The 16140-nt window shown below is 38.3% G+C and carries 11 protein-coding genes; 7 read left to right on the forward strand and 4 right to left on the reverse strand.

The genetic code is table 11. The annotated features are described in order from the left end of the window. Complete coding sequence (locus tag ODQ17_RS01755; RefSeq protein WP_322901332.1) at positions 1-1818, forward strand: ABC transporter ATP-binding protein; 1818 nt, start codon at positions 1-3, stop codon at positions 1816-1818. A gap of 27 nt (positions 1819-1845) precedes the next feature. Beyond that, a complete protein-coding gene (locus ODQ17_RS01760) occupies positions 1846-3111 on the forward strand; it encodes an acyl-CoA dehydrogenase family protein (RefSeq protein ID WP_322901334.1) in 1266 nt (421 codons plus the stop codon). Between the two features lie 324 nt (positions 3112-3435). Here the strand turns inward: ODQ17_RS01760 and ODQ17_RS01765 are convergent, their stop codons facing one another. After that, positions 3436-4488: an ABC transporter substrate-binding protein gene (locus tag ODQ17_RS01765; protein WP_322901336.1), complete on the reverse strand. Its 1053-nt coding sequence runs from the start codon at positions 4486-4488 to the stop codon at positions 3436-3438. A 283-nt stretch (positions 4489-4771) separates the two neighbouring features. Between ODQ17_RS01765 and ODQ17_RS01770 the strand changes: the two genes are divergently transcribed. From ODQ17_RS01770 to ODQ17_RS01790, 4 genes are all read left to right on the forward strand, one after another. Beyond that, positions 4772-6583: an ABC transporter ATP-binding protein gene (locus ODQ17_RS01770; RefSeq protein WP_322901338.1), complete on the forward strand. Its 1812-nt coding sequence runs from the start codon at positions 4772-4774 to the stop codon at positions 6581-6583. Then, complete coding sequence (locus tag ODQ17_RS01775) at positions 6580-8412, forward strand: ABC transporter ATP-binding protein (RefSeq protein ID WP_322901340.1); 1833 nt, start codon at positions 6580-6582, stop codon at positions 8410-8412. Before ODQ17_RS01770 ends, ODQ17_RS01775 begins: the two co-directional genes overlap by 4 nt. A gap of 166 nt (positions 8413-8578) precedes the next feature. Next, entirely contained in the window at positions 8579-11071 is a 2493-nt protein-coding gene (locus ODQ17_RS01785; RefSeq protein WP_322901343.1) for a TonB-dependent receptor plug domain-containing protein, read from the forward strand. Between the two features lie 37 nt (positions 11072-11108). Further along, complete coding sequence (locus ODQ17_RS01790) at positions 11109-12371, forward strand: lipase family protein (protein WP_442872382.1); 1263 nt, start codon at positions 11109-11111, stop codon at positions 12369-12371. A 93-nt stretch (positions 12372-12464) separates the two neighbouring features. Here the strand turns inward: ODQ17_RS01790 and ODQ17_RS01795 are convergent, their stop codons facing one another. Next, positions 12465-13553 (reverse strand): LLM class flavin-dependent oxidoreductase, encoded by a 1089-nt coding sequence (locus ODQ17_RS01795; RefSeq protein ID WP_322901345.1) that lies wholly within the window; start codon positions 13551-13553, stop codon positions 12465-12467. A gap of 316 nt (positions 13554-13869) precedes the next feature. On the opposite strand from ODQ17_RS01795, the gene ODQ17_RS01800 reads away from it, so the two are divergent. After that, the gene (locus tag ODQ17_RS01800) at positions 13870-14946 is read left to right on the forward strand and encodes a sigma-54 interaction domain-containing protein (RefSeq protein WP_000846949.1); all 1077 of its coding nucleotides are present in this window, start codon (positions 13870-13872) and stop codon (positions 14944-14946) included. A gap of 29 nt (positions 14947-14975) precedes the next feature. Here the strand turns inward: ODQ17_RS01800 and tatC are convergent, their stop codons facing one another. After that, positions 14976-15722, reverse strand: coding sequence for a twin-arginine translocase subunit TatC (gene tatC, locus ODQ17_RS01805; protein WP_151768519.1), 747 nt, complete (start codon positions 15720-15722; stop codon positions 14976-14978). Next, positions 15719-16135 (reverse strand): Sec-independent protein translocase protein TatB, encoded by a 417-nt coding sequence (tatB, locus tag ODQ17_RS01810; RefSeq protein WP_322901348.1) that lies wholly within the window; start codon positions 16133-16135, stop codon positions 15719-15721. The genes tatC and tatB overlap by 4 nt, the downstream gene beginning before the upstream one ends. Positions 16136-16140 lie beyond the last annotated feature (5 nt).

Below are 16140 nucleotides of genomic sequence, written 5' to 3' on the forward strand. Positions count from 1 at the left end.
ATGGCACATACATTTAAAAATACAGTATTGACCGTAACAGACTTAACCGTGGCATTGGTAAACACTGGCAATCATATCGTTTCTAATATTTCATTTAGCTTGAGAGAAGGTGAGGTTCTAGGGCTGGTCGGAGAAAGTGGTTCTGGTAAAACGACATTATCGAGTGCCTTATTGGGCTATGCACGACATGGTGCCAGGATTATTCAAGGGACTATTGAACTGGATGATGAAGATATTCTCAGTTTAGATGATCATGCTTTACGTCAGGTCCGTGGCTATAAAATTAGTCATGTCGCTCAAGATCCTGGAACGGCACTCAACCCAGCATTAAGTATTGGTCAACATTTATTTGAACTATTAGAAGTCCATCAGGCACAGTTATCAAACGCTGAAAAACACCAAAAAGTAGCCAAAATTTTAGATGAAGTGGGGTTGCCTCATGATGAGCTATTTCTCAAGCGTTATCCCCATCAACTTTCAGGTGGACAGCAACAACGAATTTTATTGGCCTTGGCGTTTTTGCTACAGCCACGTTTGATTGTTTTAGATGAGCCAACCACCGCCTTAGATGTGACGACACAGACCTTGGTATTGAACATCATTCGTAAATTATGCCGCGAATATAATGTTGCTGCTATTTATGTATCGCATGACTTAACGGTTGTAAAAGATATTGCAGATCGGGTGATTGTTTTATATTCAGGGCGAATTGCTGAAGATGCGGTATTAACCCAACTATTTGAAACCCCTAAACACCCTTATACGCAAGGTTTACTTAACGCCATTCCCGATGTGGCCATTCGTAAATATTTATCTCCAATTGAAGGACATGCACCTTCACCAAATGAGCGTCCAGCGGGATGTGCTTTTGCAGTACGTTGTACTTTCGCCACAGACATATGCCGTCAAAAACAACCTGAATTAACTCAATTAAAAGATGAGTTTGACCCGCATTTTGTTGCTTGTCACCATTCGGATCATGTTGGTGTGATTAATTTTAAAGAGATTGATCATCAGGTTATTGAACGAGGAACTGATCGAGAAGCACTGCTAAAAGTTGAACATATTAATGCATGGTATGGGCAGCAACAGGCTCTTTTTGATATCTCATTTCAACTCAAAAAAGGCGAATGTTTAGCATTGGTTGGTGAATCGGGTTCAGGAAAAACAACATTATCGCGTGTCATTGCTGGCCTGAATGAAAATGCAGATGGACAAATTACATTAGCAGATGAAGTCTTGTCGTTGCGTGGGCAACAACGTCATTTGCAGCAACGACATAAACTGCAATATATCTTTCAAAACCCTTATAAAGCCTTGAATCCAGCGCATACGATTGGTCAGACCTTAATTAAAGTCGTGCAGCATTTCTTTGGAGCATCTCGACAAGAAGCCATAGAAAAAGTCACACAGGTACTTAAACAAGTCTCTCTGCCTATACAAGTTCAAGAACTCTATCCTAGAGATTTATCGGGTGGGGAGAGACAACGCGTGGCGATCGCGCGAGCTTTGCTGTGCCAACCTGATGTTTTGATTTGTGATGAGATTACCTCTGCTTTGGATGTTTCAGTTCAGGCATCTATTTTAAAACTGTTACAAGACCTTCAGCAGCAAGGTGTGACCTTACTATTTGTGACCCATAACCTAGGGGTTGTTCGTGCAATCGCAGATCGAGTCGCCGTATTAAAAAATGGACATATTGTTGAATACGGTGAAACAGATCAAGTGCTTAGTCATCCTCAACATATATATACCAAAACTTTGCTTACCCATGCGCCAAGCTTGTTTAAAAACAACGTACTTGAAGTTAGCGCATAAAAAAGAACAGATTTTTCGGAGTTAAAAATGAACGATATTAACCAACACAGTTTTTTAGAATTAGGTAGCGTAAGACATATTCAAAGCGAGCAAGAAGCACTTGATATTGCAAAAGAGGTGGCAGATCAACTGAATCAATTTGCTCGAGATCCAAGTTATAACAAGACAGTACCGTATGATCAGGCGCGTTTAATTTCAGAAGCTGGTTTAACCGCGATTATTGTGCCCAAGCAATTTGGAGGCTTAGGTGCCAGTATTTCAACATTGGTCAATGTGGTGAAAATTATTTCATCTGCCGATGGTGGTGTAGGGCAGTTATTACAAATTCACTTCACTATGTTCCGAGGAATTTTAACTGGCTATGACGATGAAATTCGTGATCAGTTACTGGGTGATATCTTAAGTGGAAAACGTTTGGGCAATGCACTTGCAGAAGTGGGAGGCAAAGATAAGTTTCAGCATAAAACACGTGTAGAACGAAATGCAGAAGGACAATTAATTTTAAATGGCAGTAAGTTTTACTCTACGGGCTCTTTACTCGCAGAATGGATTTCTTTATTTGCGGGTAGTGATGATGGACCAGTCTCAATTTTAATTCATCGAGATACACAGGGAGTAGAGTTGCTCGATGACTGGGATGCAATGGGACAAAATAATAGTGTTAGTGGCACTGTTAATTTTAAAGATGTGATTGTTGATGAACGTTATGTTGCTAAGCGGAATACTGGCGGTTTAGGCACGGTTCTACGTACGGGTCTTACTTGGCCTCAAATTTTACACGCTGCAATGGATACAGGAATTGCCAAAGGAGCACTACAAGGCGGGATTGATTATTTACAACATCATGCTCGACCTTGGGTGGAAAGTGGTGTTGATTCACCTACACATGAATCTCATATTATTAAACAAATTGGTGAGTTTGCTGTTTTGGTCCGTTCGGCTGAGGCATTGTTAGATCGTTCAGCACAGATTTTTGAACAGCATTTGGCAAATGTAGAAGATGAAGACTTACAAACCGAACTGATTTTATCGGTTGCTGCTACCCGTAGTCAGTCTGATCATGCATCTTTAAAAATTTCGAGTGAAATTTTTGGATTACTCGGGGCAAGTTCAACTTTATCGAAATGGAATCTAGACCGCTTCTGGCGAAATGCACGAACTCACACCACGCATGATCCAATTCGCTGGAGGCTATATCATGTTGGAAATTATTATTTAAATAATATTCCACCAGGAGAATACAACTCAGTGCTTCTGAAGAAACAGGCGGAAAATGTGACTAAATTTAATTAAACTGAATCCGACTTAAATATTCCTATAACTTATGGAAGAAAATATCTTGGTAGAATCTTGCCAAGTTCTCATCTAATTTTAGGATAAGCCGTCGGCTCGACCTACTTTTGTTTCGACAAAAGTAGGCAAAACCATTGTCATCAGCAAAACCTGTTCATTTTTTGGATTTATTTCAAATGTATCGTAGAAACATTATCTTGCGTACATTGCGCAGGTTGCTGATGACGTTTCCGAGTATCATACTTCTTATTGAACTCAGCTTAATTAATAAAATCAAGTTGTAAAAAAGGTTGTCATCAAGACAACCTTTTTGCTTTTGTACTATTAAGCCACTTGAGCTTGAATAAAAATATCCTGCGCCAGCCATTCATGAACATTAATTTGTGCAGGAATAAAGTTCCAGCGATAGAGAAAGTCACTCAGGTCTTGTAAAGCAACAATAGAAGTCTCATCAAAGTTAGTGTTCAGTTTCAAATGTGCATCTGCACCATACGCCGCATGAACCCATTGCTCACTACTATTACATTCTTTTGCCAAATAACGATGGGTTTCATCGGCGTGTGCATGTGCCCATTGTTCTGCTTGTAAAACAGCATCGACAATTGATTGGGCTTGCTCTGGATATTGTGTTAGAAAATCTTCATCGACAGTCAGCGTTCTTGGTGTCCCATTATTAGAGCGTAGAATAGGGTCTGGATGTGAGCCAATATCAATAATGGTATGCAGGGCGAAATCATGAGCAATTTGCGCAGCGTGTGCACCTTTTAGAAAAATAGCATCAACATCACCTTTAATTAATGCCACGATCTCTGCACTTGCATTAATTTTGTTGCGATTACCATAAAAACTAGAATCATTTTCTTCAGGTTGTTGTTGCTGTGCGGCTAAAATATCTGCTCGTAAACAATCGACCAACTCAAGATCGCTTACTTTCAAATTCACTGTTTTTAAGGCATTCTCTAAACCACGGATGGCCTGTGCACGTGAAAAATCAATAATTGCATCTTGATTCAGTGGAATACCAAAACGTTTGCCTTTTAAGTCTGTAACAGTTTGGATGTTTGAATCGTAACGCGTTAATAACAATTGAACTTCATCCGCCCAAGATAATCCTATCACTTTAGTTTTTTGACCAGATGCATATGCCCAAATTGCAGGAATACTGCCGCCATGTCGAACTGAGTTGGCAAGGGTATGGTTAAAATGGGAGTTACGAATATCTTTGGAGTTTGATTCTCGAATTGATTTTATTTCAATCTGCCGCTCATCAAACTTTTCTTTGAGCCAACCTTTTTGAATTGAAATGCCTAGACCAGTTGGTACAGGGCAGCGTGTATACCAAAGTGTGTTTAATGGTTGAGTTTGAAGTGTTGTCATCGTGACATCCTTTTGTGGTTTTCATGCTTTAAAGCAAAATTGATGCCATTCATTAATTTGTTGATATTTATAAATTATTTTTAATATCTTTTTTTATGATGTTGATATATCAAATTTTGTTGCGATTACAACACAAGAATTGCGCTGGTGTTTTAAAAACAACACTCCTATAAATAGCGCTGTATAAAAACAATATAAAACAATAATTTAAAATATTTATTAAGGTTATTAATTTGGCATGAATCTCGCAATAAAACGGAATCTTAAATTTTTACTATCTTTTATGTTTAAAAATTATCCATTATTACGAAGTTTGGCTTTATATCGTTTTATGCCATTTCGTTTCTTATTGACGGCGACCTTATTTGTTATTGCAAATATAGGGTTAGCACTCCAACAGTATTCAATCGGTCATGCGATTGATACCTTAAAACATAGTGAACGAGCAACCTTATTTCAGCATGCTATCACTGATCCTTTAAATCCTTGGTTTTGGTTCATTTTACTTACGAGTATTGCCAGTATTAGAGCTGTTATTCAGTATTTGGCAGGGTTAAGTGCTTTAACCATTGGCCAGCAACTACTGAGTATTTTAAGAGAAAGAATCTTTAGCCAAGTACAACATTTAGATGTTTCATGGCACTGGAAACATGGCTTAGGAGAAGTATTATCTCGTACAACACGTGATTCAGATAAATTAAAAGAAGCGCTTATCAATTTTTGGCGTCAAGTATTTGAGTCAAGCTTGGTTGTTACCGTAACCGTTGGGCTCTTGTGTTGGTATCATCCTTGGCTCGGCCTAGTTCCTTTATTATTTATTTTTTTAGGACTTTGGGTTCTATTTAAACTGACCAATCAATTGGTGGTTCTGGACCATCAAGTTGCATCTGCATATGAAAAAGTCAGCGATAACTTGGCAGAGAGCGTGAATGGAATTCGGGTAGTCAAAGCCTTTCAACTCGAAGAGAAACTTTTACAACGTTTTAACCATGCTGTAGATCTATTTATTCATCATTCTATTCAGACCATCAAAACAAGTGCGAAAAGGTTGCCTATTCCGCAAGTGATTATTGCGGGTTCTTACTTATGGGTCATTGCTTTTGGTGCTTATTTAATTGGTCAAAATCAGTTGCAAGTAGGGCAATTTGTTGCTGCCATTCTCATGGCAAATTTATTGGTGTTTCGTATTGAAAGCATTGGTCAGGTCTTACATATTTTTGCTGATGCTCGCTCGTCTGCAACAAGAATCTGGCAAATGCTAGATGAGAAGTCCGCAATTCAAGATCAACAATATCCTCTAACATTGCAATGGCGTGATGAGTTAAGCATTAGATTAGAAAATGTCAGCTTTCAGGATAAAACAACAAAAAATTATATTTTAAAGCAATGCAGTGTTGAATTTCGAGCAGGTGAAATCGTTACTGTTGTCGGTAAGACTGGCTCAGGTAAAACGACTTTGATGAATTTACTCAATCGGTTTGTTGACCCGACAGAAGGGCAAGTTTTGATTGGTTCTGAGCAAATGGGATGGACGAATATTAAAGATTTGAGCCTATTTGAATTACGACATTTGGTTCAGATCATTCCTCAAGAAAATTTCTTTTTTAGTGGCACACTGGCAGATAACTTAAGAGTTGCTAAGCAAGATGCAACGGAGCAAGAGATGAAAGAGGCTTTACATTTAGCTTCTGCATCTGAACTATTACAAAGACTTGATCATGGCTTAGACACATTGATTGGGGACAAGGGCGTTACTTTGTCTGGAGGACAAAAACAACGACTTGCCTTAGCCCGTTCTATTTTAAAAAATTCGCCAATTTTAGCGTTAGATGATTCTACCAGTGCCTTAGATGCGACTACAGAAAAACAAGTTTTACAGCGTCTATCAGCGCTGTCTGATAATGGAAACTATTTTAAGAAAACAATCATTATTAACTCTAATAAACAAACCACGATTGCTTTATCTGATCGCGTTATTGTGCTTGATCAGGGTCATATTATTGCCCAAGGCACACATGCTGAATTGGTTCAAGATTGTTTGTTTTATCGAGAGTTGATGGGTTTTCAGTTAGAGCAGCAGGAGATTGATGCATGAATACCAGTGTTAAAAATTTCCGCCCATTTACAAAATCAGCTGATCTACAAATTGAAGAAAATTTGGCAAATACCTCAATTCATAGAGGCATGCTAAAAAAACTTATTCCTTTAGTTTATCCCATCCGTTACTTGCTCCTAGCTCTAATTGCAGTAGAAATTTTACAAGTGATGAGCGTTTTTGTTCGGCCTTGGCTGGTGAAATATATTTTAGATTCGGGCTTTCAACAAATTGCTGGAAAAATGGTATTGAATCAGCCTGTTTTATTCATTGCGATTAGCATTTTAACTTTGAGTTGGATTTGTCGTTTTGCTTTAGCGGGTGTGTCAAAATATCTTTCAGGCCGAGCGGCTTTGAAAGTAATTAATGGTTTAAGACGTTCGTTATTTCAGCATATCCAGAGTTTAAATATTGGTTATTTTGATCGCACCAAGGCTGGCAGGATTATTTCACGGGCCGATCGTGATGTTGAAACGCTAGAGCCTGTTTTAATACAAGGGCCACCAGAGCTACTTTCGGCAATTTTGCGTTGTGGATTAGCTTCAGTACTGCTTTGGCATATCTATCCACCATTTTTTTGGTGCTTATTTGCGACGCTACCCATTTTATTTGGAATGACTGCAATTTTTAAAAGGTCATCACAAAAACATTGGGGACGAGTTGCGGAGGAACGCAGTCGGTTTACTGCTCATTTGGTTGAAACAGTAAATGGAGCAAAAATCATTCAGCAGTTAAATTACACCGAAACCAATCAATCTCGTTATCAAGAATTATTAAAAGACTTTAATAACTCTATTATTTATGGCAGCAAGCGGACCAGTTGGTTTGCCCCTTTTACAGGCTTACTTTCAACTCTAGCCACTGCCGGATTTATTGTGATTGGTAGTTATGCTTATAGTGATGGCATGATTAGTATAGGGCAGTTTGCAGAAAGTATTTTCTATGTGTTTTTATTCTTAGCCCCGTTACAGGAACTGACCGATTTATTTGAACGTTATGCTAATGGAGCCGCATGTGCGCAGCGAATATTTTTACTTTTAGACACTCAATCTACGATTCAACAACAACCGAATGCTGTAAAGCTTGAACACTTGAATGGTCATATTCGATTTCAGTCTGTAGATTTTGCCTATACTCACAAACCTGTTTTACAAAACTTTAATTTGGACATTGAAGCTGGAAAAATAATTGCGATTGTAGGCCCAACTGGACATGGCAAAAGTACCATGGTTCAGTTACTAACGAGATTTTATGAACCCCAGCAAGGTGGAATTTTTCTAGATCGTTATCCAATACAGAGTATTCATCTTGCAAGTTTAAGACAGCATGTGAGTATTGTTTTACAAGATAATGTTTTATTTAGTGGATCTATTTTAGATAACTTACGTCTAGTTCAACCTGATGCTACAGACCAGAAACTTATCCAAGTTATTGAGGACTTAGGGGCAGATGAGATATTGCAACAACTGCCGCAAGGCTATTTCACCGAAGTGGGAGCGCTTGGTAAAAATCTTAGTCATGGACAAAGGCAACTTGTTTGTTTAGTTCGTGCTTATTTGGCAAACCCCAAAATATTAATTCTAGATGAAGCCACCTCAGCAATCGATATTTATACTGAGCAAAAAATACAATATGCGCTTAGACGCTTATGCCAAAATAGAACCTGTATTGTCATTGCACATCGGCTGAGTACCATTCGTGAGGCTGACAAAATTGTCGTGATTGAAAATGGCCATGTCGCAGAAGAAGGTTCACATGAGCAGTTAATACAGCAGCAGTCAGCTTACTTTCAGTTATATCAGTCATATTTACAAAACCAACTTGTTTAAGCGATTTGCAAATTTCACAACTGTAGTTTTATAAACATTTTTTTGAATCATTGTTTAAATTTAAACAATGATTCTTTCATTTAATCTTCTTAATATATTGATAATAAATAATAAAATATTTGGCATTGGCTTTGCTATATCGGTCTAGATCGTTAAGGAAGCCAATATGCGTACATATTTTTCTCAATTCATTCTTCACTCCTCAATTTTTGCACTGAGTACACTCACTGCCTCAATTACTTTGGCAAATGATCAAAAGAATTTGCCAGAGAAAGAGGATGCCATCACATTACAATCTGTGGTTGTCACAGGTTCTAGACGGGCAATTAGTAGCTCACTTGATGCACCTGCACCCGTTGATATTTTAACTGCTAAAGCGTTACAAGAGACTGGTGCGACTGATCTTGCAGCAGCGTTAACACGATTGTCTCCTTCGGTAACTTTACCGAGTTCTCCCGCAGGTGGGTTTGGGGCATCGGTTCCGCCAAGTATTGCACTTAGAGGATTATCTGCTGATCAAACTCTAATTTTAATTAATGGAAAACGTCGTCATACATCCGCTTATTTCACCCGCCAAGCCTATGCAGGTGGAAGAGGCGCAGCGGTAACTGACCTAAGTTTAATTCCAGTGAGTGCGATTGAGCGTATAGAGATCTTGCGGGATGGTGCTGCCGCACAATATGGGTCAGATGCAATTGCCGGTGTCGTTAATATTATTTTGAAATCACGAGATCATGGAGGTGGCGTAAGCTATCAAACGGGTGGCTATACTCAAGGAGATGGTGAACAACATAAAGTTAATCTTTGGAAAGGTTTTGCGCTCCCTAATGATGGTGCATTGACGGTTGCATTGGATTTAGGCAAACGTGAAGCGGCAAGTAACACAGCACCAGATACGCGAACTTTTTATGATGGTTCAACCAAGGCTCAATATACAGAACAAAATACACCCTATAGAACATGGAAATTTGGTTCTCCCGAACAAAAAGATCAAATCAATGTGACTGCCAATCTAGATTTACCTTTGACAGATGACGTTGCACTTTATGGTTTTAGTAGCTATGGACACCGTAAAACAATAGGGGAAAATTTTTATGAGCCACCAACAACCAAAACAGTACTGAATCAATCAAGCTATTTTAAAGAACGTTATCCAGATGGACGCTCACCATTAAGCTTAGTCACTGTAGATGATTTTGCAACGACAGTTGGAGTTAAAAAAGGAGAGCAGAAGTCAGGTAAATATGATCTTTATGCGACCTATGGACAAAATAAAGTCAGCACAGAGCAAGGCAACGGCATTAACCCAAGCTACGGGCCAGATTCTCCTTCAAACTATGACTTGGGTGAAAATATTTTTTCGCAATTAAATACAGGGCTAGATTACAGCCGTGATATTGCTATTGACTGGTTCGCAAGCCCACTCACGTTGTCTACAGGGGTTTTATATCGTTGGGAGCAATATAAGCAAAATGCAGGTGATCCAATTGCCTATACCCGCGGCCCATATTTCAATCCAAGCACAACTTTAGGTATTGGTGTTCCGGGAATATATGCCGGAATTACAGACCAAGATGAACGAAAAATCAGCCGCGATGTTTACGGTGTCTATCTAGATTTAGAAGCAGATATTATTAAAGACTTGAATGTTGGTGCCGCTGTTCGAAGTGAAAAATATTCAGACTTTGGTTCGACCACAAACGGAAAATTATTTGCTAAATATGATGTATCCCCTAAATTTACGGTACGTGGTTCAGTAAATACAGGCTATAGAGCGCCGTCATTGGCACAGCAGGGCTATTCGGCTTATAGCGTACAAACAGTGCAAACCCCTTCAGGTTGGCAAGATGTTCAACAAAGAACTTTAGTTGCAGGAAGTGAGGCGGCTTTACTGATTGGTGGAACTTCTCTTAAACCAGAGAAATCGACGAATTATTCTTTAGGTTTTGTTTGGAAGCCACTTGTTAATACATCGGCAACTTTAGACCTTTATCAAATCGATATTAAAAATCGTATTTTGCTTTCAGACAATATTACTGGAAGTGTAATTAGCAATGCTTTTGCCAATACACCGTATTCAAATATTGCCAATGTGGCGTTCTTTAATAATTTACTAGATACACGTACTCAAGGCTTAGAGCTCGCGCTTAAGCATGATTTAAACCTTGAACAATATGGCAAGTTAAATCTGAATCTCGGTCTGGCATATAACAAAAATGAAATTACCGAAACTCGAGATTCTATTACCGCAAAAGGTGAGCGAATTCCTGTTTCAAGTATTGCAGGACGAAATACACAAAGCCTGATTGAGTCTGCTGCACCGAAAACAAAGCTAACGCTTGGCGCACTTTGGTCAAATCAAGCATGGAGCGTGAATACCGCAATCCGTCGCTACGATAAATGGACCACTTTAAATAATACCAATACTGCACTAGACCAAACTTTTGACCCTCAATGGATTGCAGATTTGGATATTGGCTACAAAGCGGATGCATTCGTGAAAGGCCTGAAATTCAATTTAGGGGCGATCAATTTATTTAATAGCCATCCTGATCAAGCCAAAGATTCGTCGGTCGGCAATATTGTCAAATATAGTTTTAATGCGCCTGAAGGAGCATTTGGAACGTATTTATATGGCCGCGTAAGTTACGAATTTTAAATCAAAAATCATGAGACAGTTTTTAAGGTAAATAACAATGCAACATACTTTTTTATCAACTTTATGCAAGTTTTCTTTAATCACAACGATGTTAACTTCAAGTTGTTTGGCGAGCGCTCAACAAGCTCCAGCGCCTGAAGATAAATATGGAGATGGCCGAGTTTCCGAGTTTTATACATGGAAATCGGCTATTCCAGAACAGGCAGGAAAATTATTAAAAACAGAAGCGATTCATAATCCGTATATTCGTTTGGCAAATGACAGTCAGGCTATTCGGATTCTCTACAGTTCTACGAGTGGTAAAGATAGCAAAACACCTATAGTAGTTTCAGGAAGTATTCACTTACCAAAAGGAACTCCACCGAAAGAAGGTTGGCCAGTGGTGCTATGGGCACATGGTACGGTCGGTTTGGCCGATGCTTGTGCGCCATCTTGGAGTGGGCGATCATACCGAGATGTACAATATTTAAATCGTTGGCTTAAAGAAGGATTTGCGGTCGTTGCCACAGATTACGAAGGGTTAGGTGTTGCAGGACCACACTTGTTAATTAATAACCCAATGCTGGCTTATAGTATTTTAGATAGTGGTAGAGCTGCTTTAAAAACCAAATTGCCACTTGCTAATAAGTTTGTGATTGTTGGCCAATCACAAGGAGGCGCTGGGGCTGTTGCGGCTTCTTCCTACTCAGCAACGTATGCACCTGACTTAAATATTAAAGGTTCAATTGGTACAGGCGTGATTTATCAAGATCCTGAGGCGACGCCTGAAAAAAATCAGTTGAAGTTAAATCCTTACGAAGTCAGCCCCTCACTGGCTTATGGCATCTATAGTTTTTTAGTGACACAAAGTTTATATCCAGAAATTAAAACAGACGATATTTTCACGCCTGAAGCAACTCCTTTAGTTGAGCAAGCAAGAAATGCCTGCTTAACAAGTTTTATGGGAGATATTCAAACCGCAGGGCTTTCGCCAGCACAAGCATATAAACCTAATCCACCGGCAAACTATAAAAAGCTGCAAGAGAAACAGTCAAATGATTATGGTTATTACCCTACATTAAAAATCAGTCATCCATTATTTATTGGGACAGGAGCGAATGACCGAACACCAGATGCTCGTTCTCAAATGAAGCTAGTGGCAGATGCTTGTAAAGCAGGTACTGTGGTCGAAGGTCATTTGTATCATGGCTTAGGACATAGTGAAACTGTGAATGCCTCATTAAAAGATTCAATTCCGTTTGCTAAAAAGGTAATTGCAGGAGAGAAAATTCAGGCTATTTGTAAACCTGACTTGCAATAAAAGATGGAATAAAGATTTTCTCTCTGAAGAAAATCTTTATTAAAAAAAGCCGCTCTTCAAAAATATTGAATGAGCGGCTTTTGCTTTAAATGTTTAAGCGATTTGTTTTAATCTTTTGGCTGCCTCTTCACGTACAGCGGGGATGATATAACGACCATAATCGACCGTATCATAGATCGGATCGTAGCCCCGATTTAAAAAAGTCGTCACCCCTAAATCTACATAATCGAGTAATGAGGCAATAATGGTGTCTGGTGTACCAACTAGGGCTGTCGTATCGCCATAAGCCCCTACAGCAGTTGCGGTTGGCATCCATAATGCGCGGTCATGTCGATCACCTTGCTGGGCTGCTGCCAATAAGCGCTGTGAACCGATACCTTTGATTTTATGTCCCGATAATGTGCCATTATTTTGAAAAGTCGGATTATTTTGAATATCTGCAAGAATCTGTTCTGCTCGTTGCCAAGCAAGTTCTTCGGTTGCACCAATAATAAGACGTACAGATAAGCTAACAGGAGGCTGTGGTTTATTGGCTTTTTCTGCTGCGAGCTTCAATTTAGTAATTTGCTCTTTTACTCCTGCCAGTGGCTCACCCCATAGTGAATAGAGATCTGCATGGCGAACTGCAATATCATAAGCAATGTCTGATGAGCCACCGAATGAAATCGGGATTGCACCGTTGACTGGCTTTAACGGGCAAAAAGCATTATCTAACTTAAAATATTTACCTTCATAGCTAATCGGTTGATCGCTTTTCCAAAGTTTCTGGATGATATCTAGATATTCACCCGTCCGTTCATAGCGCTGAACTTTATCAACAATATAATCGCCTTCTTGAGGTTCAGCTGTAATTCCCGTAATTGCATGTAATCGGATTCTTCCACCACCTGTAGTATGGTCAAGTGTAGCAAAAGAACGCGCAGCTAGATTTGGAGTGAGTAGTGCAGGACGATGGGCAATCATAAATCCAAGACGTTCTGTATGTTGGGCAAGGTATGCCGCGATTTGTGCACTGTCTGGACTGCTTGGTCCGCTAGCAATTAAGACTTTATCAAAACCCGCATATTCATGTGCCCGTGCATGGTAACGTAGATATTCGAGGTCAATTTTATGGCCAATTCGCGTTCCTTTGGTTTCAGACCATTGGCTAGGGAAAACCATACCTACAAATTCGATGCTCATTATTAAACCTATTTTGTGGATTTTAAATAAATGAGCAAAATAAATGCCAAGCTTTATACCTATATAAATCAAATATAGGAATGGATTATAATTTTTTAGAGTGTTTGGATTTAATCAAAAAGACAACATTGTGTTTGAGAAGCAACATATCATAAAAAAAGAATTGTGTTTATTTTTAATTTATAAGAGAAAATATTTTCAGAATAAAATAGGTGAATTTTGGATTAAATATATTTATTTGTTATTTATTAAAAAACGCACTGAAATGTAATATAGCCTTTTAGAATGCTTATATCATAAGTTTTATGGGGTAATTATGAAGACCTTTTTAGATAATGATTATAAAGTAATTACTTTGCCTGATAATGGTGTTCCTGTAAAACCAATAAGAGCAAAAGCAATTATCTTTTCAGATCAGAACTCCCGTAAATTATTAAATCAAGTTGAAACGATTGCTCCAAGCTCTGCTAGTGTCATCATTCAAGGAGAGTCTGGGACAGGTAAAGAGTTAATTGCACGCGAAATTCATTTGAAAAGTGATCGTAAAAATAAGCCTTTTCTTGCAGTCAATTGTGGTGCTTTGGTCGAGACTCTTGCTGAGTCTGAATTGTTTGGCTATGAAGCTGGCGCTTTTACGGGTGCAAACAAAACTCGAGCTGGTATTTTTGAAACAGCCGATGGTGGTACTTTATTTTTAGATGAAGTAGGTGAGTTGCCTCTATCGTTACAAGTTAAGCTATTAAGGGTGTTGCAAGAAAAAGAAGTCGTACGTGTGGGTGGTCGAAAACCAATTCCAATTAATGTCCGTATTTTGTCGGGGACGCACGTCGATCTACGTAAAGCTGTAGCAGAAAATAAGTTTCGTCTAGATTTATATTATCGCTTGAACGTGGTTGTGCTTAATATTTTGCCACTGCGTGAACGTAAAGGAGATATTTTACCTCTGGTTGATTTCTTCTTAAGTTCATATTCTCAGAAACTCATTACGACTAAGCCAAATATTAGTGATAGAGCAAGAAATGCGCTACTGAACTATAGCTGGCCAGGCAACATTCGTGAATTAGAAAACAATATTCACTATGCTTTGCTGGTGAGTGGCGGTAAAACAATTGATCTTGAGCATTTAAGATTTTCTGAAGAAACGGGTTCGGCCGTGCTACCAGACAATGATCTTATTCAAGAGTTTGAAAGTATCTTGAAGCGTCTGTTTCAAGAATATGATGGGGAAGCATGGCATATTATTGAAGATAAAATAGTAAATACTGCATTTTCAAGTTGCTGGAATAATCAGGTCAAGACAGCAAAAATGTTAGGCCTATCGCGTAATGTTTTACGTAATCTTCTATCAAGATATAACTTACTACCTAATAAGAATGAAAATGAAATTGCTTAAGGGTTTTACATAGAAAAAACATCCATTTTTTAATGGATGTTTTTTTGCGTTGTGAATTTTGTGACCCATAAACCCAATTCAAATAACAACCACATTGGGACTGCAAGAGCAAGCATGCTAAAAACATCAGGAGGGGTAATAAACATTGCAATAAAAAAGAAGAATACAATGATGTGTTTACGATGTGCTTCTAGCTGTTGAATAGAAATAAGACCAATAAAAATAAGAATATAAGTTAAAACTGGAATTTGAAATGCCAAACCAAAAGCTAGAAAAAGCTTTAAACAAAAATCTAGATAGCTATTGATATCCGTCATAGGTAATACATTATCAGGCGATGCTAAGACAAAAAACTTTAAAGCGAGAGGCAAAATTAAAGTATAGGCAAACACAATTCCTAAATAAAATAGAAGGTTACTCGAAAGCACTAGTGCTATACCGAATCTTTTTTCTTTTTGATAAAGAGCTGGAGCAACAAATTGCCAAAATTGATAAAGAATAAAGGGAATGCTTAATAAAATCGCAAAATAAATATTAAGTTTAAATGGCGCTAAAAAGGTACTCATCACATCTGTTGCAATCATGGTGGAATTGCTAGGAAGTAATGAAATTAAAGGATGAGCAAGAAAATGGTAGTTCTTTTGAGCAAGCGGCAATAACAGTAAAAAAATCGCTAAAACAATACCAATGCTATAGATCAGCCGTTTTCTTAATTCTTTTAAATGTTCGCTATATTTCATTTCAGTGAGACTTTCACTGACAATATGTTCCGTCATGCGGCTTGATCCTCACTGAATTTATTGGCTGTTTTAAAATGAGCTAAAAATGGTGTCTTTAACTCATCTTGTGAACGGGTATAGATATAGTCATTGATGCGGCGTGCTTTGGTTTTTTGTTCTGTAAAAACAGATGTTTGTACGTTTTTAATTTCTTGTTGCATAAGAGCGAGTTGTTGTTTGAGCTGCTCTTCATTTTGTTTTATTTTTTGCAGCTCTTCTTGCATAACTCTCTTAAGTTCGATCAGGTCAAGTTCGTTTTCAATATCATTTTGAATTTTACTAATTTGGTTTTTAACCGCTCTGTATTTAAGGAGGACTGATCTTAACGTGTGAGGAAGCTTTTCAGGTCCTAAAATAATAAGCGCAATAATTGCAAAAGCTAATAACTCTCCAAAGCTGATATTAAACATAATAA

The organism is Acinetobacter sp. IRS14, from assembly GCF_034650275.1.
Lineage (GTDB): Bacteria > Pseudomonadota > Gammaproteobacteria > Pseudomonadales > Moraxellaceae > Acinetobacter > Acinetobacter oleivorans.

Coding starts and splice junctions, on each gene's coding strand:
- ODQ17_RS01755 (WP_322901332.1), top strand. CDS start 1: ATGGCACATACATTTAAAAATACAGTATTGACCGTAACAGACTTAACC.
- ODQ17_RS01760 (WP_322901334.1), top strand. CDS start 1,846: ATGAACGATATTAACCAACACAGTTTTTTAGAATTAGGTAGCGTAAGA.
- ODQ17_RS01765 (WP_322901336.1), bottom strand. CDS start 4,488: ATGACAACACTTCAAACTCAACCATTAAACACACTTTGGTATACACGC.
- ODQ17_RS01770 (WP_322901338.1), top strand. CDS start 4,772: ATGTTTAAAAATTATCCATTATTACGAAGTTTGGCTTTATATCGTTTT.
- ODQ17_RS01775 (WP_322901340.1), top strand. CDS start 6,580: ATGAATACCAGTGTTAAAAATTTCCGCCCATTTACAAAATCAGCTGAT.
- ODQ17_RS01785 (WP_322901343.1), top strand. CDS start 8,579: ATGCGTACATATTTTTCTCAATTCATTCTTCACTCCTCAATTTTTGCA.
- ODQ17_RS01790 (WP_442872382.1), top strand. CDS start 11,109: ATGCAACATACTTTTTTATCAACTTTATGCAAGTTTTCTTTAATCACA.
- ODQ17_RS01795 (WP_322901345.1), bottom strand. CDS start 13,553: ATGAGCATCGAATTTGTAGGTATGGTTTTCCCTAGCCAATGGTCTGAA.
- ODQ17_RS01800 (WP_000846949.1), top strand. CDS start 13,870: ATGAAGACCTTTTTAGATAATGATTATAAAGTAATTACTTTGCCTGAT.
- tatC (WP_151768519.1), bottom strand. CDS start 15,722: ATGACGGAACATATTGTCAGTGAAAGTCTCACTGAAATGAAATATAGC.
- tatB (WP_322901348.1), bottom strand. CDS start 16,135: ATGTTTAATATCAGCTTTGGAGAGTTATTAGCTTTTGCAATTATTGCG.